Consider the following 22,428-nt stretch of genomic DNA (forward strand, 5'->3'; position numbering starts at 1 on the left):
CTAGGCCAGAAAGGCTGAGGATTTACCGTTCCAAGTGGAACAGCTTGTGGTTCCACGCAGAGCAAAAGGGTGCCGGACAACGAGGGTTGGCACCATTGAGAAGCGAGGAGAAGCGTATGGCTACACCAGCGGAAAACGGTGACGAGCAACCGGATATTGTGGTCGATGAATCCGGTCTCAAGGTTGACCGACAACAGGAGGAGGAGCTGAACCGGCTGAGGGCGGACCGCTCCTTTTTCGGCTATCCCAAGGGCATCGGCGCCCTGGCAGCCGGCAATTTCTTCAATTCGATCTGTTGGGCCTCCTACGGGGCCGTGACGATCTACTACCTCTATAAGCCTTGGACCCAAGGTCTGGGATTCAGCCAGGGGGAGGCAGCCCAGCTTATCGCTATCGTGGCGGCCATCAATTCCATGTTCGGCATTGTGGGCAGCTGGCTGGCGGACCGGGTGTTCGGGGCGCGCAAGGCCCTGGTCATCGGCAACATCGTCAAGGGGCTGTCCTGCGGGCTCTTGGCTATTCCGGCTTTCTCCGTCAGCCAAGGTCGAGCTATGGCCATCGTGGGCATGATCCTCATGAACCTGCCCATTATGGGAGCTTCGAACGCCTCGCTGACCGGCATGCTGTTCCACCGCAAGGACAACCGTCGTGATGGTGCTTTTGCTATTCACGCCATCGCCAACAACATCGCTGGGTTCATTACCCCGATCATCTCCGCGCAGCTGGGACTGATCAACTACCATTATGGATTCGCGATAGGAGCGGTAGCTGCGCTGATCTACGCCGCCATCATCGGTGTGCCGGGCAATCGTTTCTTTGGATCCCTGGGTTCCAAGCCTACGCGTCCGCTCAACAGCCAGGAGCGTAAGCGCTATGGCTTTGGCGCCCTGGGTGTGCTAGTGGCGATCGGCCTGGTCATCGCCGTCCTGCTGATCACCCACAAGGTCAGCGTTAATGCGCTGGCCAGCACAGTAAGCTCCTGCACCTTTGTAGTGGCTATAGCTTTCTTTGCCGTCATCTGGCGGTCCAAGAGGATTGTCGGAGTGGAGCGTCGGCGGCTCAAGGCCTTCGTGCCCATCGTGATCATGCAGATTGTTGCCGGAGTGGATTACGCCATTCAGGGCACCACCCTGCTCATGTTCCTGGACCAGCGGATCAACAGAAAGTTCGGCGGCATTGAAATCGCTCCGGGATCCTTCAACACTCTCGTGGGCATCATCGCCATGCTGGCCGGCATCTTCTTCAGCTGGTTCTGGCTGACCGACACGGGCAAGCGGTGGAAGTCAACCAACCGTCTCTGGTTCGGATTCGCCTTCTTCGGCATTTCCAACCTGCTTCTGATCGTCCCCACTGTGGTGCTCAATCCTCATACGGCAAAGTATTCCGTGCTCTGGCTGCTGCTCTACTATGTGGTCTCCAACTTCGGCGGCTTCCCCTATGGCGTTGCGGCCAACTCGACCGTGGCGGCCATCGCGCCCAAGTCCTACGAGACTCAGATGCAGACCGCTTTCAGCTTGTCGGCTGCCATCGGCACAGCTATTATGCTGCTGATTTATGGGAAGCTGACCACCCTGGACCAGCAGCTGCCGCTGATGCTGATCATCGGCATCGCTGAACTTTTCGTGGCCGTGGCGGTCATGCTCTTCCGCGGCAAGATAGACGCTACCGTCATGTCGGATTGAGCAACTTGATCCCTGCCGGAGGATGGGTCTTCTGCCGGGGATCGTCCCAACAGGCTTCGACCCCCTAGCTATGGCGTACAGGACTGTCAAGGCAGCCCCAATGCCGACCCAGACAGCGTAGGCCATGCTGGAAGGGATGCTGAGAATCAATCCCACAATAAAAACAATGTAAGGAACGATTTCGGTAAAGCCCTGAGATTTTCCCAGGGCGGTGGCCCAGACCGATTCACGGATGCCGGCGAGTATGAGTACGATCCACGAGGAGATGGTTCCCCTCGGCATGTCTTGTCGCTGTCCGGGTGCTTGACCATCGTCCGGGAACCTGAATCTAATCCTGAGTGATGGTGGCCCAAGCAGGGGAGTGGCCGATGGCCTCATGTAAGAGGAATCAGGGTTGATTCAGGGTCGAATAAGGGGTTTGCCGGATACTGTCTTCCGCGTCGATCGACTATACATGTAATAGAGGGATTTGGCAGGTGAATGAATCATGACTTGGGCCTTGCGTGATCTGAAAGCCAATAATGGCATCTGGGCTGGTGTCTTTATCGTTCTTGTGGTCGCCCAAATCCTGCTCTGTGCCATGAGCGTGAGCATGGGCGTCAACAGCTATTACCAAGGTCTATCGGTCAAGACCAGGGATCCTGCCAAGAGTCTGGCTTCGGCCCTGAGTTTGGTCTTCTTCACGGTCATTGTGCTCGGCTGCCTGGTGATCAAGCACACCCTGCAAGCATCAATTCGCCAACGTCGCCAGGGGCTGGCCCTTCTCTCGCTGCTGGGAGCTACGCCTAAGCAGATCCTGGTGCTTACGCTACTGCAGGTAATGATTTTGGCCCTGCTGGCCTCTCTTGTTGCTGCGGCTCTTTCGCCTGTACTGGCTGGAAGGATCCTCGATTGGTATTCCGCCGGGATGCGGAGGCCAGTGCATTTCGCTTTTACCTGGCACGGTTTTCCCAGGTCTGCTTTGACCGGCCTTGCTGTGGGCTTTGCCACGGCCATCTTGGCGACCAGCCTGACTTTGCAAGATTTGGCGAAGATGACACCCGTCCGGGTGGTGCGCCGTGCCGAGGAGAGCGAATCTGTCGAACGGCTCCGACATGGACGCGGTCTTGTGCCGCTTTTCCTTGGGCTGGCCTTGCTGCTATTGCCGTTGCCTGTTTTTGCCTATCTTTCGAGCAGCGGCCCTGGGTCATTGGATCCTAAGCAGGTCTCGGCGGTCCTTAATGCTGTTGGAAGTGGACCGCTGTTCGCCATTCTCTTGCTGCTGATTGCCCTGGCTCGCGCGGGCGAGCCAGTTATTGGCAGGGTCACTCAACTCTGGACCGCTCTGGTGCCGTCATCGTCTGCCGTCTGGCGAATAGCGCGTTCGCAGGCGGAGGCCAGAAGTCGAGACACGACATTTGGCTCTACGGTCATAGCGTTGACCGCCTGCATGTTTCTGGTCGGCGGTCTGTTGACTGCCGGAGGCACCAGTACCGTCGCTATGAACAAAGTACCGGGAATAGAGAACGTCACATCAGGCGGAACCCTGGAGTTGCTCTATGGCTTCTGGGCAGCGCTGCTGATCGCCCTAGTCGGCGTGATCGCGGGGTTCACCATTGCTGCCCGGGATCGTGACCTGGATCTGGCGCTCCTGTCAATTGCTGGTGCAAACCCGCAGCAGCTGACTGCTATATCCATATTGGACGGCACTATCGTGACGACCACAGGCATTATCATCGCAGCTGTCGGTACCGGACTGGTCGGACTGAGTACGGCCCTGGTCTATTGCCCGCTTGTCCACAGTCTGTCCATAGTTTTTCCTTGGCGGTTCTTCCTTATATGCGGGTTGCCGATTATCGTCGTCGGCTCGCTGGCGACCATGCTGACGGCTCGGCCTGCATTGAGGCGCTCGCCCATAGCAATTCTGCAAGGCGCCATAGGCGAATGATCGACAGTGAGCTTTAATTGCTGAGCCCGATCTGTAATTGAGCGGTTTCGCCAAGCATCGATTCCGGCCATGGCTGTGTGTGACCAATTGATCAAGGGGACAGTTCCTTGTCGTATTGACAACTGGTCAATACGACAAATACATGCTGGATGCTCAGAGACGGGTATCCCATTATGACAGGTCAATCTCTAGGTAGTTTAGTGCACGATCATCTATGAAGTGGATAAAAGTGCAAGCAAACTAGCGCCTTGATCGCAGTGATCGAGTATATCGGAACCAGTCTCAATCGCCGAGATACTCGATTGCATCATAGTGTTCGGTCATGGCTGCCAGTGGTCATCAAGGTAAGAATCATTCAGTTCTTGACACGTTTGTACACCAGGGGCCAGTCTGCGACGACATGAAGCTCCTCGTATTTAGACCAGCGACCTTTCAACCGTTGGTTTCGATATTTGCGCTTAAGCAGTGCTGAATTGCAGCCAGCCAAATCGTTGAGCTCTTGATCGAGCCTGCTTAAGTCGAAATGCTTCCTCTTGATTTTCTTGACATCGCGCAGGTTTTTGCGTATATCCAGACTCATACATGATGGATGATGCCTTTCATGTTCTTTGCATCACCCGCGTGAGTGATCGGTGAAGCCCCAGCTTTCTCCATTTCTCTGTCAAATTTTGAAATTCGAGAGCGAAACGGAAGTCCTTCTTCGCACAGCGACTGAAAGTGGAACACATTAATCGCCGTGTCGAGATCTAGGCCCGGATCTTCGAAAAGCTGCGATGCCCGACGCTTTATATCCTTACCAGTGCAAATTTGAATTCTTGCTGTCTCTTTTATTGCTTTCTTCTACTCTAATTGCTCTATTAGTCGTCTTTAGCTCTAAAGATATATCAATTGTGTTCCGACCGGAGTTGTTTTGGAGTCATTCTGAATCTGTGAGCAAAGAAACGAGAATGAGCTGATGTTCATGAATAAGGTTGTTGAAAATGTGATTCACTAAGCAATCAAGAAAGATGATTTTTTGAAGCGTAAAACGGTATAGAAAGGGCCAGCCAAGTTGCCTCGGCTGGCCCTTGTTTTGGTGGAGCTGCGGGGAATTGAACCCCGGTCCGGTGACCGCACCCTCAGTCTTCTACGTGCGTAGTCTGCTGGCCTTTGTGGCTATCTGTCTGCCCCCACCTATGTCGCAGACAACTGGTGGCGGGCATAGCCGCAGAAAAAGTCCCCGAACCGCCCTGTGACGCAGCAGTTCAGGCAAGTCTTCTTAATGACGCTCAGCATCCCCCCGAAGGCGAAGGGGAGTGAACGGAGCAGCTGCTCACTGGTTAATCCTGGCGCGAAGCTCAGGCAGCGAGAGCGAACTCAGTGCGGTTAGATTTAGCACTTGTTGTTTGCGGGAGGACATTAACGAGCGGACCCCCGCGTTCTCGGCACGCTTCCCTGCGACGAACAGGTCACCGTCGAAACCGATCAGCCCCAATCTTGAATTATCAAGCCCCGCTGGTGCCATTACGGACCAGCCTCGTCAGTATACAACAGATGGACGTTGCGGATATTCCGCTTCTCTCTCGGCATTGACCGCGATCCTGGTCAAGCCACAGAGCCCAGTCGACTGGTGGCATAGTCGCTGAAGGCATGCACCTCATCCACATCTTCGTAGAAGGCCTCCCGCTTGGTGTCGTTGAAGAGGAAGATGTTGAAACGGGGCATGTCATCCCCGGCAAAGGGGATGAAGCGCAGGCCATCGCCAGGGTGCACGCCGGCCGAGGTGATCAGACTGCAGACCAGACCGGATGTGGTCACCATCTTCAGGGTTTCTACGTCGGAGACCTCAACCAGATGACTGACTGGTTCAGACAGGTGAATCAGCCGTTCGGCAGCCTGGGCATGGACGAAATCGCGGTTGAGGGTCGTGAAAGGAACGTCCCCGGGAAGCATGGACAGATCCTCGGGGTGCAGACTGGTCATTCCTGCCGTGCCCAACCGTTCGACCATGGACTGGGTGCAGACCATGCCGAAGGGGAAGGATGTCAGCTTGGTCGTTTCAACGCCATCCACACTCAAAGACTCGTCGACACTGGCCACCGCCCCGTAGTCCACACGGTGGGCCTCTATCTGACTCAGCAACTTTTGAGACCCTATGGTTTCTACGGTCGCGTTCTTGTCTGGTTCGCACTGCTCTTGCCGCCCTTGCCCGGAGCTCAGCAGCGATGAGATGATGGGCGGCAGGCCGATGATGCGCCGTCGGATCCCATTCCTCGCAGCCAGGGCCTCGGGCAGGGTGTTGATCAGGTCCAGGGCCTGGCCGACGTGGTCCACCACTGTTCTTCCGGATTGGGTGAGCTGTGTGCCGTCGCCAGCGCCGAAGCGCTTCCTCTGGACCAGCTTGGTTCCCAGACGCATTTCCAGCCTTCTGATGGCCTGCGAGACCGCAGGCTGTGAGATGCCTGCCTCCAATGCGACATCGGTGAAACTGCCGTACCGGGCCAGCATGGTAAGCAGCTCGAGGTCGCGGACATTATCCATATAGGTCATGAGCCGCTTCCCTTGATTGGTGCTCGGACTATTGCTTATCCGTCAACTTTGGCGAAAAACTATTCACAACCACACTATCATCGTCATTTGGACTTGAGAAGATCGACACTTGAAAATATAGCCAGGGCCCGACTCATGACTGGGGTCCGGCCGCCACGATATCGGTTATCAATCGTGCCGGCCGGACCCCAACCTCAATGTCGCAATATGCGAAGAAGCTGGTTTCGCTCAGGCATCGTAGTGCCACTGGGCCTTGGCCACGGCGGCGTCCACATCTTCAATCGGCTCCCGGTTCAGACCCTCTTGGACCGCCTGTGCAGCCACAGCAGCGGCGACCCGATGCGAGATCTCTTTGAGATCGGCCACCGGCGGCAACACGGCGGTGCCAGGCTTGTCCACGTCAATCATGTCGGAGATGGCGTAGGCTGCGGCCAACAGCATTCCCTTGCTGACCAGCCGAGCCTTGGCGACGATGGCTCCGAAGCAGATGCCGGGATACATAAGTGCGTTGTTGCCTTGTCCGATGGAATAGGTGACCCCCTGGTAGTCAACCGGCTTTGAGGGGGTTCCGGTGATGACGAAGCCACGGCCGCGGGTCCAGGCAATCACATCCGCAGCCTTGGCCTCTGCCAGTTCAGTGGGGTTGGAGATGGGACAGATCAGCGGCCGCTCCACGTGCCTGGCCATGGCCTCAACAACATCCCGGTCGAAGGCTCCGGGCCTGGTCGAGGTGCCGATGAGCACCGTGGGTTGGAAGGCGTCGACAACCTGTGCCAGCGAGGTCTTGTCAGTGACTGATGCGAACTCATCCGGCTTGCGGGCATATCGTGTTTGCCCCTCAGTCAGATCATCCTGATCCTGCTCAATCAAACCCTGACGGTCGAAGAGCAGGACCCTGCTCCGCGCGGTCTCGGGATCCATGCCCTGGCGGATGGTCAGGTCATCCACGATCTGATCAGCGATGCCCACGCCGGCGGTCCCTGCACCGAAGACCATGATCCTGGTGTCCTTGGGGTCGGTTCCGGCGATTTTTCTGGCGGCAATCAGTGCGGCCAGGACGGTCACGCCAGTGCCCTGGATGTCGTCGTTTAGAGTCAGGATCCGGTCCTGATAGCGTTTGAGGACGGGCGCCGCCTCGGGCCTGCCGAAGTCCTCCCAGTGAATCAGGGCCTGCGGGTAGCGTTGCAGGACCTGCTGAACGAAGTCATCGATAAAGTCGTCGTAGCGCTGTCCTCTGACCCTGGCGAAGTGGTTGCCCACATAATCGGGATTGTCCAGGAGGGCCTGACGGTTGGTGCCGACATCCACCATGACCGGAAGAACCCGGGATGGGTCAATGTTGGCGGCGGCGGTGTAGACCGCCAGCTTGCCCGTCAGAATCTCAGCGCCCTGGGCGCCCCAGTCGCCGATGCCAAGAATGCCTTCCGCGTCGGTGCAGACCACCAGGTCGACAGGTCGGTCGCCTGCATATTGGTCCAGGGCGTCGCCGATCCCCTCGGGATGATCAATGGAAATGTAAGCCACGTCGCTGCCCGAATAGAACTCGTCATAGCGTTGGATGGATTGTGCCACGGTGGGGGCGTAGACGATGGGCATGTACTCAGTCAGGTGCTTATCCATGCTCCTGTAGAAGAGCCGGCGGTCGGTGCGGCAGACGCTCATCAGATAGAGCCGCTTGTCCAAGTCGGTGGGTTGGGCCAGGAAGCGGCCGTAAACGATGCGCTCGCGCTGTTCGTCATCTTGCACGGCAGCAGGCAGCAGGCCGTCCAGCTTTAGCTCGCGCCGTTGTTCATAGTCGAATCCTAGTCCCCGGTTGGCATAGGAATCGTTGATGGTGTCGAATCCTGTCATGGTCTCACTTGTCCTTCACGATTGGGGCCGGCCGCGTTGCCAGACCTCTGCAAACAGCCTAGAAAAACCTCTTGCCGACCGCCAAATAAGCATCGTCTATATGCTGTCAAGGGCCTATTTACCCTTGTTTGACGGGTCTGGGGGCCCTAGACAGCCGCCAGCTATGGCCCACCCTCATATATGCGGCGCTTATTTGTAGCCTCTGTCGCCTGCCGCATAGCATAAGTCCACATGAGCATGCCGACGAGGAGGCCGGCGGTTTCCGGACAGATATACGCCGGATCATGAGCGAAGGAGCAATGATGGGTGAAACAGTAAGAACGGGTGAGGGCAGGGGAGACCTCCAGGCAGGGGCTAGCCAGCCTTTCAATACGGGCCAACTGGTCAAGGCTCTCATCTGCGTGGCGGTAGGGCTGGTCATCTTCCTCATACCGCCTCCCAAGGGACTGACTCCCCAGGGCATGCATATGCTAGGAGTCTTTGTGGGCACCATCCTAGGGCTGATTCTGCAGCCTCTGCCCACATCAGCGGTGGCTATCATTGGCATGACCGTGGGGATGCTGACTGGGGCCCTGGACCCCAAGAAGGCAGCTTTCAACGGACTAGGCAGTGCCTCCATCTGGCTGATAGTGGCGGCCTTCTTCATTGCCCAGGGATTTGTCTCCACCGGACTGGGCCGGAGGATCGCTTTGGTCTTTCTTTCCCGATTGGGCAAGTCCAGTCTGGGCATAGCCTACGGGCTCTCGGCCGCCGACCTGGTCCTGGCTCCGGCCACTCCTTCAAACACGGCTCGTCTGGGCGGCATTCTTTTCCCGATCATCACCTCCATCAGCGACGTGCAGGATTCAAAACCGGACACGGACGAGTCCCGGCGACGCATCGGCGCTTACTTGGCGATCACGGCCAACAATGTCAACGCCATTACATCGGCCATGTTCCTGACGGCTATGGCGGCAGGCCCTGTCGTAGGACAGCTGGCCCAGAAATTCCATGTGGACATCGGGTGGGGCACCTGGGCCCTGGCCGGTATCGTGCCCGGCCTGATCTGCCTGATCATCATCCCCGCCTTGATCTATCGCATCTTTCCGCCCACCCTGCGGAACGTTCCTCAGGCTCAGGAGGATGCCAAGGATGAACTCAAGGGACTTGGCCCGCTGAGCATGCACGAGTGGATCATGGCTGTGACCTTCCTGGTCATGCTGGTCCTCTGGGCGACCGGCTCGGTGATCCATATCAATTCCACCACCGTGGCCTTCCTGGGCGTGGCTGTGCTGCTGTGCACCAAGATCATCACCTGGCAGGACATGGTCGCCAACAAGTCCGCCTGGTCCACGCTGATTTTCTTCGGTGTTCTGGTAGGCATGGCTGAACCCCTGAATACCCTGGGCGTCACCACCTGGGCAGGGGAGATCATCGCCGGGCTGGTCAAGGGCATGCCTTGGGTATTGGTCTTGGTTATTTTGACGGTCTTCTACTTCTTCATCCACTACATGTTCGCTTCTGAGCTGGCCCAGGTGGCGGCCATCTACACGCTCTTCGTCAGCGTGGCCGTGGCTGCCGGGGTACCCGCCATGCCTGCAGCGCTGATGCTGGGATGCGCCAGCGGTCTAATCGGTGCCATGACCCATTACGCCTCCGGACCGGCGGCCTTGATTTACGGTGCCGGATACGTCAAGACCTCTGAGTTCCTGCGTATTGGCCTGATCTGCGGATTGGTGACTGTGGCTATCTTCCTGACCGTGGGCCTGGGCTGGTGGCGGCTCATCGGCATCTGGTAAATCGTGATTCCGCAGATATAAATCTGGTCCCGTCCAGTCGACAGTTCGACAGGGCGGGACCAAATCATGCTCCGAGAGAGGGGTAGGGGATCATTGGCCCTGCTGACCCAGATAGTCGGGGATATGTTCGGGATATTCGGGCCAGGCGCCCTGCTGGGTGCAGACAAAGGCTGCAGTGTTGACGGCAGCCCGGTGAGCCTGAGTCAGGGAGGCCCCCAACAGGCGGTTGATGGCGAAGGTGCCGGAGAAGGCGTCGCCGGCCCCGACCGTGTCAGCCACAGTGATTTCAGGCGTGGGCAGGTGGGAGGACTGGCCGTCCGCCAGATAGATCGTGCTGTAATCGCTGCCGGCGGTCAGCACGATGGTGTCTAGGTGCCACTGATCCATGAACCAGTGGCAGAGCTCATCATCGGTGGCTCCGGGCACGTGGAACATGTCACGCAGGGTGACCAGTTCTTCGTTGTTGAGCTTGAAGACCGTGGCCATGTCCAGCAGCTCCTGAATCAGATCCTTGCTGTAGAAGGTGCCGCGCAGGTTGATGTCGAAGAAGCGCATGGCATGGCTCTTGGTGTGGCGCAGCACCTGCAAACAGGTTTCGCGAGACTGTCTGCTGCGCATGCTCAGCGTGCCGTAGCAGACGGCGTCGGCCTTGCTGGCCAGACCGGCCAGGTCATCCGTGTATTCCAGATGGTCCCAGGCCACATCGGGCTTGAAGACGTACTGGGGGATGCCCTCAGTCAGCTGGACCTCAACAGTGCTGGTGGGATGGTCGTTGTGCTGCAAGACGGCATCGACGCCGGCCTTCTGGACCGCATCCTCGAGCTCCCGGCCCAGGTCGTCGCGTCCCACGGCGCTGATGGCGTAGCCTTCCGCCCCGTTCTTTGCGGCGTGATAGCTGAAGTTGACCGGTGCGCCACCGGCCCGCTTGCCTGTTGGCAGGACGTCCCAAAGGATTTCGCCGATGCTGAGGACCACGGGTTTACTGGTCATGGTGTTCCTTTCCTGATGACGGGTGATACGCCCGCCTTGTGCTTGTTGATTTCACAGCTGTACGGCCCATACTGGCCGGGTGCTCCAAAAACTGGCTGGCAGCTACAGCCGCAGCGCCGGTCAGCGTAGCATCGGCTGGAAGGCGGGAGAGCAGGATCTGCGTGTGCTCTCGCAGGCCAGGCAGGGAGCGCTGGGACACTATGGATCGGACACGTTCCAACAGGCGTGTACCGGCTCCGGCCACCATGTCTCCAATGACGATCTGGGCGGGGTTGTAGGCGTTGACGATGGTTACGCAGCCATAGCCCACATAGCCGGCTATCTGATCCACCAGGGTCTGGGCGGCCTGCTGGCCCGTGCGGGCTTTGTCGAACAGGCCAGCGCAGGCCTTGGCGTGGGTCATGGCCTCGACTCCAGGGAAGTGATCCCGCATATCCGGCTGGCACATGCGGCGGTGGATGGCTACCGCCGAGCAGTAGCATTCCAGGCAGCCGCGATTGCCGCACTCGCAGGGCAGTCCGTTCAGATCGATGCTGACGTGGCCGATCTCGGTGGCCGCTCCCTGGCTTCCGTCCACCAGGGCGCCCCTGTCGATGACTCCAAGCCCAACGCCTTCGCCCACCAGAAAGTAGGCCATGCTGGATGCGCTCACCCGTGGGTCGAACAGACTCTGAGCCAGTGCGCCGGCGCGGGCGTCCTGCTCGATGAAGGTGGGTACACGGAAGGCTTGGCCGAATTCGTGGATAAAGTCCACGCCACGCCAGCCAGGCATGCTGGTGACCAAGGCGATGTGGCCGGTCTCGCGCAGATAGGGGCCCGGTATGGCCATGCCTACGGCGACGATGGCGGGGTTGGTCTCCAGTCGTCTTCCCACCCGGGTTCTGACCTCGGCTACGGCGCCGGGGATGTCATCGGGGTCGACGGGAGGCAGATCCTCCGAGTCCAGCAGACGGCCGCTGATGTCGAACAGTCCGATGCTGACCAGGCTGCGGGCGAACTTGACTCCGATAACCTGATAGCGGTCGGCGTTCAGGGCCAGGCCGATGGATCGACGGCCGCCCTCTGAGTCCATGCTGCCGGTCTCGCTGATCAGGCCCAGGTCAATCAGACGGCCTGCCAGCTTGCCCACGGCTGCCGGCGTCAGATTGAGGTCTCGGGCCATCTGGGCTCGCGAACTGGTACCGTGCTGGTGCAGATATTGGACTATACGTGACTGGTTGAGCTCGGAGAGGGCCTGTGGCGTGCTGGCGTATGGGCTGCCGCGCATGTCAACCTCCTCCTTGAGCAGTACGGTCACGCGATCTTCGTGCACTTTATGAACGACGTTTATATATTAACACTGTTTATTATCCCTGCGCAAACTGTTCCGAACAGTTCACGCTATCCAGACAGGGGCAACTGCATGGTTGGCTGTGTCGTCATCAACCAGGAAGTTGGCCAGCCTCTGTCTCTGCACCAATGCGATGAATTGCAGATTCTTGCCTTTGCTGCTGTCATTGTGTGCTACCGATGGCCGCTCGCCCTGGGTGCCGGCATCATTCTCTGTCCCCGGCGTATGGGTAGATTGAGGAGGTGGCCATGATGGCCATAGCCGGGGCATGCCGGTGATGCAGTCGTCGGCGGCATCAGCCTATTTCGGGAAAGGCATGGAGCATGAGTCTTGATAATGGCATCGACACCGTTGCCGATCCTTCGCGAGAGCGTCCGTTGGCCCTGATTCCCCAGCCGCTCCATGTGCAAAGGGGCCGGGGCCAGTTGCTGTTGCCGGTGGCGGGCAGAATTGTATGCGGTTCAGCAGTTGACCAGGAGCTGGGTTCCGTCCTGAGCGACCAATTGACAGATACCATCAGGCGGGCTGCAGGAATGGTCTGGGACCATTCGCGGGGACAGGCTTGGACTGGGGCGATCAGTCTGGATCTGGACCAGAGGCTTGGCCCCCAGGAGTATCTTCTGCGCATCGCCGATCCCGGGGAGCGCCGTCCAATTGTGAATATCCGCGGCGGTGACTGTCAGGGGCTGCGCTGGGGGGTGCAGACCCTCCGGCAGATCATCATGCAATGCGGTCCTGTGCTTCCGGCCCTGCACATCCAGGACCGGCCCGCCTATCCAACGCGCATCTACAGCCTGGATGTGACCCGCGGTCGGGTGCCCACCATGGACTGGCTGCGGCACTGGGCGGATATATTGGCCTTGTATAAGTTCAATCAGCTGCAGCTCTACATCGAGCACACCATGGCTTTCCCGGGCATGAGCGAGGCCTGGAGGGGCACAAGCCCCCTGGAGCCCGGGCAGATCACCGATTTCGACGGCTACTGCGCCCGTCTGGGCATCGAGTTGGTGCCTTCGATCTCCACCTTCGGCCACCATTACGCTAACCTTCGCACTCGCGGATTCAGGGATCTAGGCGAGTTTCCTGAGCAGGCGGACCGGCCTTACTCTTTCATAGAGCGCCAGGAGCACCACACCATCAATGTCAACCACCCGCAGGCCCTGGCATTCTCGACCGGACTGATTGACGCCTACGCGCCGCTTATGCGCACACGTAATTTCAATATCGGCGGTGACGAGACCTTCGATCTGGGCAAGGGGCGTTCGCGGCAGAATGGTTCCAGCAAGGATCCTGCTGATATGTATGCCGATTATCTGATCAGCCTGTGCAATCACCTGCATGCACGGGGCCGCCATCCCATGTTCTGGGGCGATGTCGCTGTGTCCATGCCCAGAGTCTTGGACAGGCTGCCCAAGGACTGCACATTGCTCAATTGGCTCTACGACCCGCAGGTAGGGCCGGAAAAGGTTGCCCTTGTGGCCTCTACAGGGGCCCGGCAGGTAGTCTGCTCGGCCGTTCACGCCTGGAATCTTCTCCTGCCGGGAATCGACGATGCATGGAACAACATCAGCCGTCTGAGCCGATACGGAATCCAGTACGGTGCCGTTGGGGCCATGGTTACCGACTGGGGCGATTACGGGCACATCAACGATCCGCGCATGAGCCTGCCTGGCATGGCCTACGCCGCCCAGTGCTTCTGGAACCCGAACGACGATGATAGAGTCCGGGTGGACAGGGATCTGGGCTTGCTGATCTATGGGGATGCGACAGGGGACTATCTGCCGGCACTGATCCAGGCAGGCTCCAGTGAGGTCTTCGGTTGGGAGGACATGGTTCGTTACTGGGAGCTGGATGACGGCCATGGCGGATTGAACCAGGATGTGGCCCACTTCCTTGCCGGTGCATTGCCCGTCTTGCCCGGATTTGATTCGTCCGCCGATGCCGACGAAGCTCGCCGGGGTCTGCTCATGGCTTTGCGCAGTCGTCTCGGGCAGGTGGATCAGCTTGACGATCGGCTGGTCGACGCGGCTGCGCGCATGGGCAGGGCCGCCGCCGGATGCGGGGCCGACGCGGGCAGGGCCTTGCAGGCCCAGCTGATGGCTGTCCATGGCCAACGCCTCTTCAACGCGCTGGGTCGCAGTCTGGCTGTCCGCCATGATGTTCTGCCTGGAGCTCCGGATGCCAGAGCCGACCGGGACCTGGCGGATGCTTTGGAGATCTGGTTCGAGTCTTACGCCACCCTCTGGCGTCAGGTAAGCCGTGAATCGGAGCTGGGGCGGATCGCCCATGTAGTCTGGGGCTTTGCCGATATTCTGCGACGGGGGACGAACCAATGATCGGATCGGTTGCGGAATCATATCGAAAGGCGGCAAGAAGGCGAGATTACCATCAACGAGTATCGCACCGCTCTACGGCATTTTAAGCTTTCCTGGCATGGAGTCTCAGGATTGCATAAATGCCGAGCCAGGCAAATTACCCAGCCCCGCTTGACTGTCATTGCCTCGGATGATTGCTTATGCCAACGCTTGAAGCCGACAGGACAAGCCATCATGCCAAAAGGAGTTCGGCTTTCGTTGTTGGGTGTTAGTCGGGCACTGGGCCCTATACAGTGAAAGAGCTTCTTGAAATCAACTGAGTGAGACTGAGGGTGGCGATAACGCCTCTATATAATTCAACGAATTGACAAAATCGATCCATCACTCTATGCTTGATGCTCAGGCGGCAGGGACTGGCTTCCTCCCCTGTGAACGCTGTCAAAGGCAAATGCAATACGCAAAGGAGCATTTCGGATGGGTCTGTGGGACGTTGACAAGATCGAATACGTGGGTCGCCAGGGCATCAAGGAAGGCCTAGGCTTCCGCTACTACGACAAGAACAAGGTGGTGGCCGGCAAGCCCATGAAGGACTGGCTGCGCTTCGCCGTGGCCTGGTGGCACACCTTCAACCAGGGCCTGGTGGATCCCTTCGGTGATCCCACCGCGCAGAGGCCCTACTACCGCTACACCGATCCCATGGATCAGGCGCTGGCCAAGGTGGACTACGCCTTTGAGCTTTTCACCAAGCTGGGGGTCGAATTCTTCTGCTTCCACGACCGTGACCTGGCTCCCGAAGGCGACACTCTGCGAGAAACCGACGCCAACCTGGACAAGGTGATCGACCGCATCGAGGCCGCCATGAAGGACACGGGCGTCAAGCTGCTCTGGAACACCTCGTCGCTCTTCACCAATCCCCGTTTCGAGGCCGGTGCCGGCACATCGCCCTTCGCTGACATCTACGCATACTCGGCGGGTCAGCTCAAGCACAGCCTGGAGATCGGCAAGCGTCTGGGCGCCGAGAACTACGTTTTCTGGGGTGGCCGTGAAGGGTATGAATCCCTCTGGAACACCGAAATGAAGCGTGAGCAGGACCACATGGCCAAACTCTTCCACATGTGCGTGGACTACGCCAAGGAGATCGGTTTCGATGCACAGTTCCTGATCGAACCCAAGCCCAAGGAGCCCACACTCCACCAGTATGACTACGATGCAGCCACCACCATCAACTTCCTGCGCACCTACGACCTTCAGGACAACTTCAAGCTCAACATTGAAGGCAACCACGCCAACCTGGCCATGCATACCTATCAGCATGAAGTTCGCGTGGCCCGCGAGGCCGGATTCCTGGGATCCTTGGATGCCAACCAGGGCGACAAGCTGATCGGCTGGGACATGGACGAGTTCCCCTCGGACCTCTACGATGCCACCGCCGTCATGTGGGAGGTGCTGGCCAACGGGAGCATCGGGCCCCACGGAGGCCTGAACTTCGACGCCAAGCCGCGCCGTTCCTCCTTCCTGCCCGAGGACCTCTTCAGGACCCACATCGTGGGCATGGACACCTATGCCGCCGGTCTGCTGGTCGCGGCAAAGATGCATGAGGACGGTTACATTGAGCAGCTGCAGCAGGAGCGCTACTCCTCCTTCGATTCCGGCATCGGCGCCACGGTTGAGGACGGCACGGCCACGCTGGCCTCCCTGGAGGAGTACAGCCTTGACAAGCCGCAGGCCGAACTGATCGCCGCCGACAAGTCCGACCATCTTGAAGTGGTCAAGGCCACCATCAACAACTACATTGTGGAGGCTCTGGCTCAGGCCTGAGGATAAGAAATTCTGTTTCCGGCCCCATGCGATGCTGTTGGCACCGCATGGGGCCATCATTTATTTAGATCATGCGCCTGCAGGTTGTTGATGAGCCAGGACCAGTCGTATGGGCCTTCATATCGTTGGATAAATTCGAGAATAGTCGGAATGTCAGATGCGCTAAGGGCACTTCCGGGGGTCTGCACTGAGCAGGAGGATGCCGCGGTTGCCAACTTAATGCAATGGCGCAATGGCTATGACCATGTAAAGGCTGTCATTAAAGCGGCTGCAAAATGTCGCCGGCGCCAGTGGGGTCCTTTGCTTCCACGGGAGGGGCCGGAACTTCGATGAAGCCGGTCCGGTCAGGGGCAAAAGATCCCAGACCGCCGCGTGTGATGATAACCGTTGATACACGCTCACGAAGCATTTTCAGAGCACTTGCTGTTATCTTCAGACCAGTGAAGTGTCTTGCTTCGGTCTCGTTCATCAGCAGGACATGGACTATTCTGGCGGATTCGAGAATCTGTCTAGGCCAGCGGCCGGAGCGATCCCAGCCGACGCCGCCAAATATGATTGTGCCTTGGTCTTGCAGGGGCTGTGACCAGGCGGGCAACTCTTCAGTGAGGTTGATGAAGAGCGTTTTGGTCAGTTTACCGGCAGGCCAATCCAAAGCAAGCGCTGAATGGTCATAGGTGACAATGCGCGATCATTGCTAGTGCTGATAGACACTGAGACCGGATTGCGGTATGTCGTGTCGGTCGTGCACAGATCAAGATTGAGATGGTCAACCTTTTGCAGAGTTTTGAACAGTAAAGTCGATAATTGATCGTGTCCTTGGTTGGTGAGCAGACAGGATTCGGCTCCAAGTCTTGCGGCGGCCACTGCCCTGTTGGCTGCGCCTCCCAGAGAAAAGGAGAGGTTGCCGGCCAGCACTTCGGTTCCTGGCCGTGGGAAATCGACATCCGAAAAAAACAGGTCTAGGTAAGTATTCTCGGCAATCACTACGTCAAAGATTTTCTGACCGGCTTCATCGTTCATCGTCTTATTGTTGATTCTGCTCATTTTAGATAAAAACACTCATAATGAGCAAGCTTTTTCAAATCCTGTCATTTCATATATCGTGGAGTCATGCTTTTGGATGAACGTCGTCAGCGGATTCTCGATCAGCTGGCCAAACATGGACAGTCAGTCAAGGACTTGTCACATGGTCTTGGGGTCAGTGAATCCACTATCAGAAGGGACCTCACATTTCTGGAACAGGATGGTCGCCTTAAGCGAAAATATGGTGGTGCAATGCTGACCCAGGGCAACAGGGCCGATATCACTGACTCAGGCAAGTAGGATCGCGTTGCTGAGGTAACTGATGTGCAGATGCAACTTCGGGAACGCATGGCTAAGGCTGCTGCTGACATGGTTCAGGACGGCTCGGTCGTCATTTTGGATGTGGCCCCTGAAGCAGCTTTGATCGCGCGCAATCTGCGCGGACACAAAGTTACTATCCTAACATCGAATCTGGCCGTGCTTGATCAAGTTCGTGATGATGACGCAGTTGACCTGGTGCTCATAGGCGGAGCGGTGCGGCATCATCACGACAGTCTGGTTGGCCCGTTGGCTGAACGGATGATTACCGATGTTGCAGCTGACTTGATGTTTCTTTGTTGCACTGGCGTGCGGGGGAATGCCGTGGTGGACGATATGGCCGTCGAGGCCCCGGTACGCCAGGGTTTTATAAAGGCGTCCCAGCAAATAGTCCTGCTGGCGGATGAATCCAAATTCCCCGGAACTGGAAGTTTCAGACTGTGCTCATTGACTGATTTGAATGCTCTCGTCACGACTTCGGGGTCCAGGAAAGGAATCCAAGACAGTTTTGCCAAGGATGGCAAGAAGGTGGTGGTCGTATGAAATTAACGATTCTTGGTGGCGGAGGCTTGCGTACGCCGTTCATCTGGTAGGCGTTGATCAGAGATCGAGGCGACCCGCGCGTAAATGAGCTGGCTCTGTATGACACAAGCCAGTCGCGTATGGATACGGTGATGAACATCATGCGCGTCCAGGGCAAAGGCTTTGACCACAAGCCGCGAATCTGCAAATACACGGAGCTTGAGCCGGCCCTGAGCGGTGCCGATTTTTTGCTGCAATTCGTGAGGGAGGTCTCCAGGCTAGATGCTGCGATGAACATGTGGTTTTGGATCTGGGCCTGGTGGGGCAGGAAACCACTGGACCCGGCGGGCTTGTATACGCCATGCGCAATGTACCGGTATGCTGCGGATGGCCCGTGTGGCTGCCAGGGTCTGTCCTGAAGCATACTTTTTGAACTTCACCAACCCAGCTGGCATCATTACCGAGGCATTGCAAAGCGTATTGGGTAAACACGTGGTTGGCATATGTGACACGTCATCTGGATTGGGCAGAAGAATAGCTGCGGCTGTGGGTCATAATCCCGAGGATGTCAGCATGGATTATGTTGGCCTCAACCATCTGGGTTGGATGCGAAGAGTGCTGATCGGCGATCATGATCTGTTGTCGGACTTCTTGGCTGATGCGGAAAAGCTGTCGGGACTGGAGGAGGCCAAGGTCTTCGATCCGGATTGGTTGCGGTAGCTACGGATGATTCCCAATGAGTATCTCTTCTACTACTAATGCGATAGAGATGCTGTCCGTCGTGTCTTGGAGTCTCCCATGACTCGCGTGGACTTTCTGCTCAAGACTCAGACCCGCTTCTATGAACAAGCAGCCAAAGCTGGAAATGAAGCTGATTGTGTCTGGACAGATGCCTTGCAGGAACGTGGAGCTAGTTATATGGCTGAGGCGCTGGGAGGTGTCCAAGGTGCTCCTACTGGCAACCGCAAGGAGGAGTTTGATCCTGCTCATTTGGGTTATGCAGGAGTGGCTCTGGGTGTTATGAATGCAATCGGTCGCCATAAGCGTCGCGTCATGATTCTCAATGTGTGCAATAACGGAACAATAACAGGTCTATCCGATGATGCCGTTGTCGAGGTTCCCTCGCTTGTGGACTCTCACGGAATCCATCCTCTGAATGTGGGAGAGCAGCCTACGATGGACCAGATCGGCCTTATGCAACAGGTGCGTCAGTCGGAAAGGCATGCGGTTCGGGCTGGGATTGAGGGATCTTCCCAGGAGGCTTTGCTGGCTTTCGCCTTGCGCCCTCTCGTGCAGTCCATTCCGTTGGCTAGAAAGAGCTGCTGGCTGGATATCGTTATGAAATTCCTGAGATTAATGCCCTTTTTGAAAAATGAGGATAAAAATGACCACTAGTTTTCGGCCCGAGGTTGAGCAGGTCGGTACGCAGAAGGGGATTCTTTGCGTTTCTCATGTGACGTATTGCAAGAGTTTACAGTGCCAGGTAAAGCGCTCAAAGCGGATTGTTTTGTAAAGGAGAGGTGCTCGGTTTATGCAAATCAAGGTTGATCGAGAGCTGAACAAGTGTTAGCGCTTCCTCAGAGATCGCATACGTCTTTTTATCAAAGAGGAACTTGAATCATGCACTGTCACCGCATATGTCAACGCAGGAGAGTCTGAACCTCACAAGGACTTTATTCGCCGTGCTGGGGCCGGTTTGATTCGATTTCACCCTGATGATCGTGGAGATGCATGGGAAACGAACTGGGGAACGACTTGGTTTCGCGTTGATGGCAGGCTTCCTATGTCGGAGTCTGGTCATGAGACGGAGATTGATTTGATTGTTGACCTGGGCTGGAATACCAGCGTTTCCGGGGGACAGTGCGAGGGATTGGTTTTTGCCAAGGATGGAAGAGCGATCAAGGGCGTTCAGCCAATGAATGCTTGGGTCTGTTTGCAAGGCAAGGGTGCTATGGCGGGTCTGTGTGACGGCAAGGGGACTTTCCGCCTCTATGTTGAGGCCGGGTGCAATCCCATGCTGTTCAATATTCCACAGCGCTCCACGGATTTAGGTGAGTAGGCCGATGGGCGTGTGTGTACGAAGTATGCCTTCCATGGCATTTAGTCTGTGCCGATTTGATCGTGAACTCTGGAAGTATGCCAGCGATCTGGAGGTGGCTACAGGTCTGCTTGACGTCATTGACAAGAACTCGGTGCGATATTGGCAGGTGATGAAGGCCCTGCAGGCCTCGCTTAGTCATTATGATGATGATCACCGTGCTGAAACACTCGGTCAGGCTCGTCTGCATTGGCTGGGGTGTTGAGCAAAACCAACGGTCCAACGGTTTTCCATGATCATGCGGTCGGTCACGCACATATAGACACTGTTTACCTGTGGCCGAAGCGCGAGACAAGACGAAAGATCGGCAGAACTGTTGCCAATGTCCTTGCCTTGATGGATCAGGACGACGAATTTGTTTTTGCAATGAGCTCAGCTCAGCAGTTTGCATGGCTGGAAGAGGATTATCCTGATCTCTTCCGACGCGTAAAGGAACGGATAGGCGAGGGTCGATTCATTTTTGTGGGCGGAATGTGGGTAAAAGCAGACGCCATGATGCCCTCAGGCGAGTCTCTTGTCAGGCAAATCACCTACGGCCGTCGGAATTGTAAAGACCATCTCGGCGTTAGTCCAAAAGGCGTCTGGCTGCCCGATAGCTTTGTGGGTATACAGGAGCTTTCCCGCAGATTGCTAGAAGGGCTGGATACACCTGGTTCCTCTCGCAGAAATTGTCCTGGAATGACACAACCAAATTTCCCCATCATTCTTTCATTTGGGAGGGAATCGACGGCAGCCCGATACTGACTCTTTTCGTCTACTGATACTTATGCCGCTTAAATCACTCCCGGTGAATTGCGTTACTCGGAGATAAATGCAGCCGACAAGGAATGGATCGACCAGGGTTTGTTTATGGATACGGTGACGGTGGCGGTCCCACCAGGGAGATGCTAGGTAGGCTCTCTAGGCTACGCGATCTTGAGGGCGTGCCCACCTTTACCCCCGCTTCGCCTGACGATTTCTTCCAGACGCTGGCAGATCAGATGAATCGTTGTGATGGCTTTGAGAGGCCGCGTTGGCATGGTGAGCTATATCTGCAGCTGCATCGAGCCACGCTCACGGCGCAGCAAGACATGAAGGCTGACTGCCGTTGTGAGGAAGGGATGCTTAGAACCATGGAATATTTGAGTTGTGTAGCCAGCTTGTGCCATGCGGAATATCGTTATCCCGGCAATTGGCTTCAATCCATCTGGCACCGTCTTCTATTCAACCAGTTTCAAGATATTCTCCCAGGTTCTTCGATCTCTTGGGTGCACCGTGAAGCTCGCCAGGAGTATGAGCAGAATATGTCTGAGCTCAGCGGGTTGATTCAGTCGGCTGCTGATACTGTGGCAGAGGCTGATCCTGATCTTCCCGTGCTTCAAAAGGGGTATGTTGCGCAAAAGGATTGGCTGATGCATCCAAGTCTCTCAGACAACTGTGCTGTGGATGACAGTTGTCTTTCCTGCAATGATTCCGCTCCTCGAGTGCATGCTGGAAAAGATGGGTTCGTCATGGAGAATGCTTCGATAAGAGTTGTCATCAATAACGAAGGTCTGATTGTATCTTTACGCGACCTTAAAACAGGATGCGAACTGGTGGCGTCAAATCACGCTCTAGGCTCCTATCGCCTGTTGATCGACAAGCCATGCGAACGTGATGCATGGGAATTGGACCGAGTTGCCTTCATGGGTCTTATTGATGAAGGCAGGGTCGTCAAGGTTGAGCCTATTTGCTCATTCGTTTCGTCTGGCGTGGAGATCACCACGGCTATAGGCGCCGGAACAACTATCAGGACTCAGGTTCTTCTGGATAGCCAAAACCAGGAGTCTTAGGTTCCATGCCTACGTTGACTGGCGGGAGCGGGATCGCTTTCTCAAGGTGGATTTCCCTTTGAATGTCCAGACATCCATGGCTACTTACGAGTGTCAATACGGTACTGTCGATCGTCCCGTCCTTAGGGATGATGCAGACACGGAGGCTGCTTTTGAGTGTTGCACCCATAGATTCTCGTACACCTTCGTGAGGGTGGATATGGAGTTGGGCTGGTCAACGAATCAACATATGGCTCCAGTGTCTTCCCCCTGGAGTCCGATTGGCAGAACGGTGGCAGAACAGGACTCTTTTGGAGTTGTCGCTGCTTTCTGCACCTACATTTCCTGATCCCAATACAGATGTCGGTCGGAGTCACGAGTTCACCTGGGAGGTCCTTCCGGGTGCCGATATGGCGGATACCGTCAAGGAGGCGGGTGTTGTCAACGCACCGACAAT

General features: G+C 56.9%; 21 protein-coding genes, 1 other RNA gene and 3 pseudogenes. 16 read left to right on the forward strand and 9 right to left on the reverse strand.

Features of this window, described 5'->3' with window-relative positions; all coding sequences use genetic code 11:
• The first annotated feature begins 116 nt into the window (after positions 1-116).
• Entirely contained in the window at positions 117-1,682 is a 1,566-nt protein-coding gene (locus J3U06_RS05160) for an oligopeptide:H+ symporter (protein ID WP_267444512.1), read from the forward strand.
• Positions 1,683-1,763: 81 nt separating this feature from the next.
• Here the strand turns inward: J3U06_RS05160 and J3U06_RS05165 are convergent.
• Positions 1,764-2,060 (reverse strand): annotated as a pseudogene (locus tag J3U06_RS05165) (DMT family transporter); the annotation flags it as partial.
• Between the two features lie 109 nt (positions 2,061-2,169).
• Between J3U06_RS05165 and J3U06_RS05170 the strand changes: the two are divergent.
• Positions 2,170-3,609, forward strand: a complete 1,440-nt coding sequence (locus J3U06_RS05170; RefSeq protein ID WP_267444513.1) for an FtsX-like permease family protein — start codon at positions 2,170-2,172, stop codon at positions 3,607-3,609.
• A gap of 355 nt (positions 3,610-3,964) precedes the next feature.
• Here the strand turns inward: J3U06_RS05170 and J3U06_RS05175 are convergent, their stop codons facing one another.
• The 4 genes from J3U06_RS05175 to J3U06_RS05190 all read right to left on the reverse strand — a co-directional run bounded on the left by J3U06_RS05175 (position 3,965) and on the right by J3U06_RS05190 (position 7,989).
• Positions 3,965-4,189 carry a type II toxin-antitoxin system mRNA interferase toxin, RelE/StbE family gene (locus J3U06_RS05175; protein ID WP_220237072.1) on the reverse strand — a complete coding sequence of 75 codons (225 nt, stop codon included), beginning with the start codon at positions 4,187-4,189 and terminating at the stop codon, positions 3,965-3,967.
• 493 nt (positions 4,190-4,682) lie between these two features.
• Positions 4,683-5,081, reverse strand: a transfer-messenger RNA (tmRNA) gene (gene ssrA / locus J3U06_RS05180).
• A 112-nt stretch (positions 5,082-5,193) separates the two neighbouring features.
• A complete protein-coding gene (locus tag J3U06_RS05185; RefSeq protein ID WP_220237073.1) occupies positions 5,194-6,138 on the reverse strand; it encodes a LysR family transcriptional regulator in 945 nt (314 codons plus the stop codon).
• A gap of 228 nt (positions 6,139-6,366) precedes the next feature.
• Positions 6,367-7,989, reverse strand: a complete 1,623-nt coding sequence (locus tag J3U06_RS05190) for an NAD-dependent malic enzyme (protein ID WP_267444514.1) — start codon at positions 7,987-7,989, stop codon at positions 6,367-6,369.
• A gap of 299 nt (positions 7,990-8,288) precedes the next feature.
• Between J3U06_RS05190 and J3U06_RS05195 the strand changes: the two genes are divergently transcribed.
• Entirely contained in the window at positions 8,289-9,767 is a 1,479-nt protein-coding gene (locus J3U06_RS05195; RefSeq protein WP_267444515.1) for a DASS family sodium-coupled anion symporter, read from the forward strand.
• 90 nt (positions 9,768-9,857) lie between these two features.
• Here the strand turns inward: J3U06_RS05195 and J3U06_RS05200 are convergent, their stop codons facing one another.
• Both J3U06_RS05200 and J3U06_RS05205 read right to left on the reverse strand, forming a co-directional pair.
• The gene (locus J3U06_RS05200; RefSeq protein ID WP_267444516.1) at positions 9,858-10,757 is read right to left on the reverse strand and encodes a carbohydrate kinase family protein; all 900 of its coding nucleotides are present in this window, start codon (positions 10,755-10,757) and stop codon (positions 9,858-9,860) included.
• Positions 10,747-12,024, reverse strand: a complete 1,278-nt coding sequence (locus tag J3U06_RS05205) for an ROK family transcriptional regulator (RefSeq protein ID WP_267444517.1) — start codon at positions 12,022-12,024, stop codon at positions 10,747-10,749. Before J3U06_RS05205 ends, J3U06_RS05200 begins: the two co-directional genes overlap by 11 nt.
• A 386-nt stretch (positions 12,025-12,410) precedes the next feature.
• On the opposite strand from J3U06_RS05205, the gene J3U06_RS05210 reads away from it, so the two are divergent.
• Both J3U06_RS05210 and xylA read left to right on the forward strand, forming a co-directional pair.
• On the forward strand, positions 12,411-14,423 hold the full coding sequence (locus J3U06_RS05210; RefSeq protein ID WP_267444518.1) for a glycoside hydrolase family 20 zincin-like fold domain-containing protein: 2,013 nt from the start codon (positions 12,411-12,413) through the stop codon (positions 14,421-14,423).
• Positions 14,424-14,876: 453 nt separating this feature from the next.
• Positions 14,877-16,220, forward strand: coding sequence for a xylose isomerase (xylA, locus tag J3U06_RS05215; RefSeq protein WP_220237077.1), 1,344 nt, complete (start codon positions 14,877-14,879; stop codon positions 16,218-16,220).
• Positions 16,221-16,479: 259 nt separating this feature from the next.
• Here xylA and J3U06_RS05220 read toward each other — a convergent pair whose 3' ends face one another.
• Both J3U06_RS05220 and J3U06_RS05225 read right to left on the reverse strand, forming a co-directional pair.
• Complete coding sequence (locus J3U06_RS05220) at positions 16,480-16,872, reverse strand: carbohydrate kinase family protein (RefSeq protein ID WP_267444519.1); 393 nt, start codon at positions 16,870-16,872, stop codon at positions 16,480-16,482.
• Positions 16,848-17,240, reverse strand: coding sequence for a PfkB family carbohydrate kinase (locus J3U06_RS05225; protein ID WP_267444520.1), 393 nt, complete (start codon positions 17,238-17,240; stop codon positions 16,848-16,850). The genes J3U06_RS05220 and J3U06_RS05225 overlap by 25 nt, the downstream gene beginning before the upstream one ends.
• A gap of 90 nt (positions 17,241-17,330) precedes the next feature.
• Between J3U06_RS05225 and J3U06_RS05230 the strand changes: the two genes are divergently transcribed.
• From J3U06_RS05230 to J3U06_RS09390, 11 genes and pseudogenes are all read left to right on the forward strand, one after another.
• Positions 17,331-17,543 carry a DeoR family transcriptional regulator gene (locus tag J3U06_RS05230; RefSeq protein ID WP_267444521.1) on the forward strand — a complete coding sequence of 71 codons (213 nt, stop codon included), beginning with the start codon at positions 17,331-17,333 and terminating at the stop codon, positions 17,541-17,543.
• A gap of 30 nt (positions 17,544-17,573) precedes the next feature.
• A complete protein-coding gene (locus J3U06_RS05235) occupies positions 17,574-18,104 on the forward strand; it encodes a DeoR/GlpR family DNA-binding transcription regulator (protein WP_267444622.1) in 531 nt (176 codons plus the stop codon).
• Between the two features lie 277 nt (positions 18,105-18,381).
• Positions 18,382-18,572 (forward strand): annotated as a pseudogene (locus J3U06_RS09380) (6-phospho-beta-glucosidase); the annotation flags it as partial.
• 84 nt (positions 18,573-18,656) lie between these two features.
• Positions 18,657-18,803, forward strand: a complete 147-nt coding sequence (locus J3U06_RS05240) for a hypothetical protein (protein ID WP_267444522.1) — start codon at positions 18,657-18,659, stop codon at positions 18,801-18,803.
• A gap of 78 nt (positions 18,804-18,881) precedes the next feature.
• Entirely contained in the window at positions 18,882-19,478 is a 597-nt protein-coding gene (locus J3U06_RS05245; RefSeq protein WP_267444523.1) for a hypothetical protein, read from the forward strand.
• Positions 19,479-19,779: 301 nt separating this feature from the next.
• Positions 19,780-20,142 carry a hypothetical protein gene (locus J3U06_RS05250; protein WP_267444524.1) on the forward strand — a complete coding sequence of 121 codons (363 nt, stop codon included), beginning with the start codon at positions 19,780-19,782 and terminating at the stop codon, positions 20,140-20,142.
• A gap of 34 nt (positions 20,143-20,176) precedes the next feature.
• On the forward strand, positions 20,177-20,386 hold the full coding sequence (locus J3U06_RS05255) for a hypothetical protein (RefSeq protein WP_267444525.1): 210 nt from the start codon (positions 20,177-20,179) through the stop codon (positions 20,384-20,386).
• Positions 20,380-20,769 (forward strand): annotated as a pseudogene (locus J3U06_RS05260) (alpha-mannosidase); the annotation flags it as partial. The gene J3U06_RS05255 and the pseudogene J3U06_RS05260, both read left to right, overlap by 7 nt.
• 38 nt (positions 20,770-20,807) lie before the next feature.
• Positions 20,808-20,942 carry a hypothetical protein gene (locus J3U06_RS09385; RefSeq protein ID WP_416378937.1) on the forward strand — a complete coding sequence of 45 codons (135 nt, stop codon included), beginning with the start codon at positions 20,808-20,810 and terminating at the stop codon, positions 20,940-20,942.
• A 162-nt stretch (positions 20,943-21,104) separates the two neighbouring features.
• Positions 21,105-21,992: a glycoside hydrolase family 38 C-terminal domain-containing protein gene (locus tag J3U06_RS05265; RefSeq protein ID WP_267444527.1), complete on the forward strand. Its 888-nt coding sequence runs from the start codon at positions 21,105-21,107 to the stop codon at positions 21,990-21,992.
• The gene (locus J3U06_RS09390) at positions 21,970-22,320 is read left to right on the forward strand and encodes a glycoside hydrolase family 38 C-terminal domain-containing protein (protein WP_416378938.1); all 351 of its coding nucleotides are present in this window, start codon (positions 21,970-21,972) and stop codon (positions 22,318-22,320) included. The genes J3U06_RS05265 and J3U06_RS09390 overlap by 23 nt, the downstream gene beginning before the upstream one ends.
• Positions 22,321-22,428: the final 108 nt, after the last annotated feature.

The organism is Bifidobacterium sp. B4142 (assembly GCF_026537325.1).
Taxonomy (GTDB): domain Bacteria; phylum Actinomycetota; class Actinomycetes; order Actinomycetales; family Bifidobacteriaceae; genus Bombiscardovia.

Excerpts from the sequence above, each read along its gene's own strand:
- J3U06_RS05160 (WP_267444512.1), top strand. The coding sequence starts at position 117 with ATGGCTACACCAGCGGAAAACGGTGACGAGCAACCGGATATTGTGGTC.
- J3U06_RS05170 (WP_267444513.1), top strand. The coding sequence starts at position 2,170 with ATGACTTGGGCCTTGCGTGATCTGAAAGCCAATAATGGCATCTGGGCT.
- J3U06_RS05175 (WP_220237072.1), bottom strand. The coding sequence starts at position 4,189 with ATGAGTCTGGATATACGCAAAAACCTGCGCGATGTCAAGAAAATCAAG.
- J3U06_RS05185 (WP_220237073.1), bottom strand. The coding sequence starts at position 6,138 with ATGACCTATATGGATAATGTCCGCGACCTCGAGCTGCTTACCATGCTG.
- J3U06_RS05190 (WP_267444514.1), bottom strand. The coding sequence starts at position 7,989 with ATGACAGGATTCGACACCATCAACGATTCCTATGCCAACCGGGGACTA.
- J3U06_RS05195 (WP_267444515.1), top strand. The coding sequence starts at position 8,289 with ATGATGGGTGAAACAGTAAGAACGGGTGAGGGCAGGGGAGACCTCCAG.
- J3U06_RS05200 (WP_267444516.1), bottom strand. The coding sequence starts at position 10,757 with ATGACCAGTAAACCCGTGGTCCTCAGCATCGGCGAAATCCTTTGGGAC.
- J3U06_RS05205 (WP_267444517.1), bottom strand. The coding sequence starts at position 12,024 with ATGCGCGGCAGCCCATACGCCAGCACGCCACAGGCCCTCTCCGAGCTC.
- J3U06_RS05210 (WP_267444518.1), top strand. The coding sequence starts at position 12,411 with ATGAGTCTTGATAATGGCATCGACACCGTTGCCGATCCTTCGCGAGAG.
- xylA (WP_220237077.1), top strand. The coding sequence starts at position 14,877 with ATGGGTCTGTGGGACGTTGACAAGATCGAATACGTGGGTCGCCAGGGC.
- J3U06_RS05225 (WP_267444520.1), bottom strand. The coding sequence starts at position 17,240 with ATGAACGATGAAGCCGGTCAGAAAATCTTTGACGTAGTGATTGCCGAG.
- J3U06_RS05230 (WP_267444521.1), top strand. The coding sequence starts at position 17,331 with ATGCTTTTGGATGAACGTCGTCAGCGGATTCTCGATCAGCTGGCCAAA.
- J3U06_RS05235 (WP_267444622.1), top strand. The coding sequence starts at position 17,574 with ATGCAACTTCGGGAACGCATGGCTAAGGCTGCTGCTGACATGGTTCAG.
- J3U06_RS05240 (WP_267444522.1), top strand. The coding sequence starts at position 18,657 with ATGGATTATGTTGGCCTCAACCATCTGGGTTGGATGCGAAGAGTGCTG.
- J3U06_RS05245 (WP_267444523.1), top strand. The coding sequence starts at position 18,882 with ATGACTCGCGTGGACTTTCTGCTCAAGACTCAGACCCGCTTCTATGAA.
- J3U06_RS05255 (WP_267444525.1), top strand. The coding sequence starts at position 20,177 with ATGGCATTTAGTCTGTGCCGATTTGATCGTGAACTCTGGAAGTATGCC.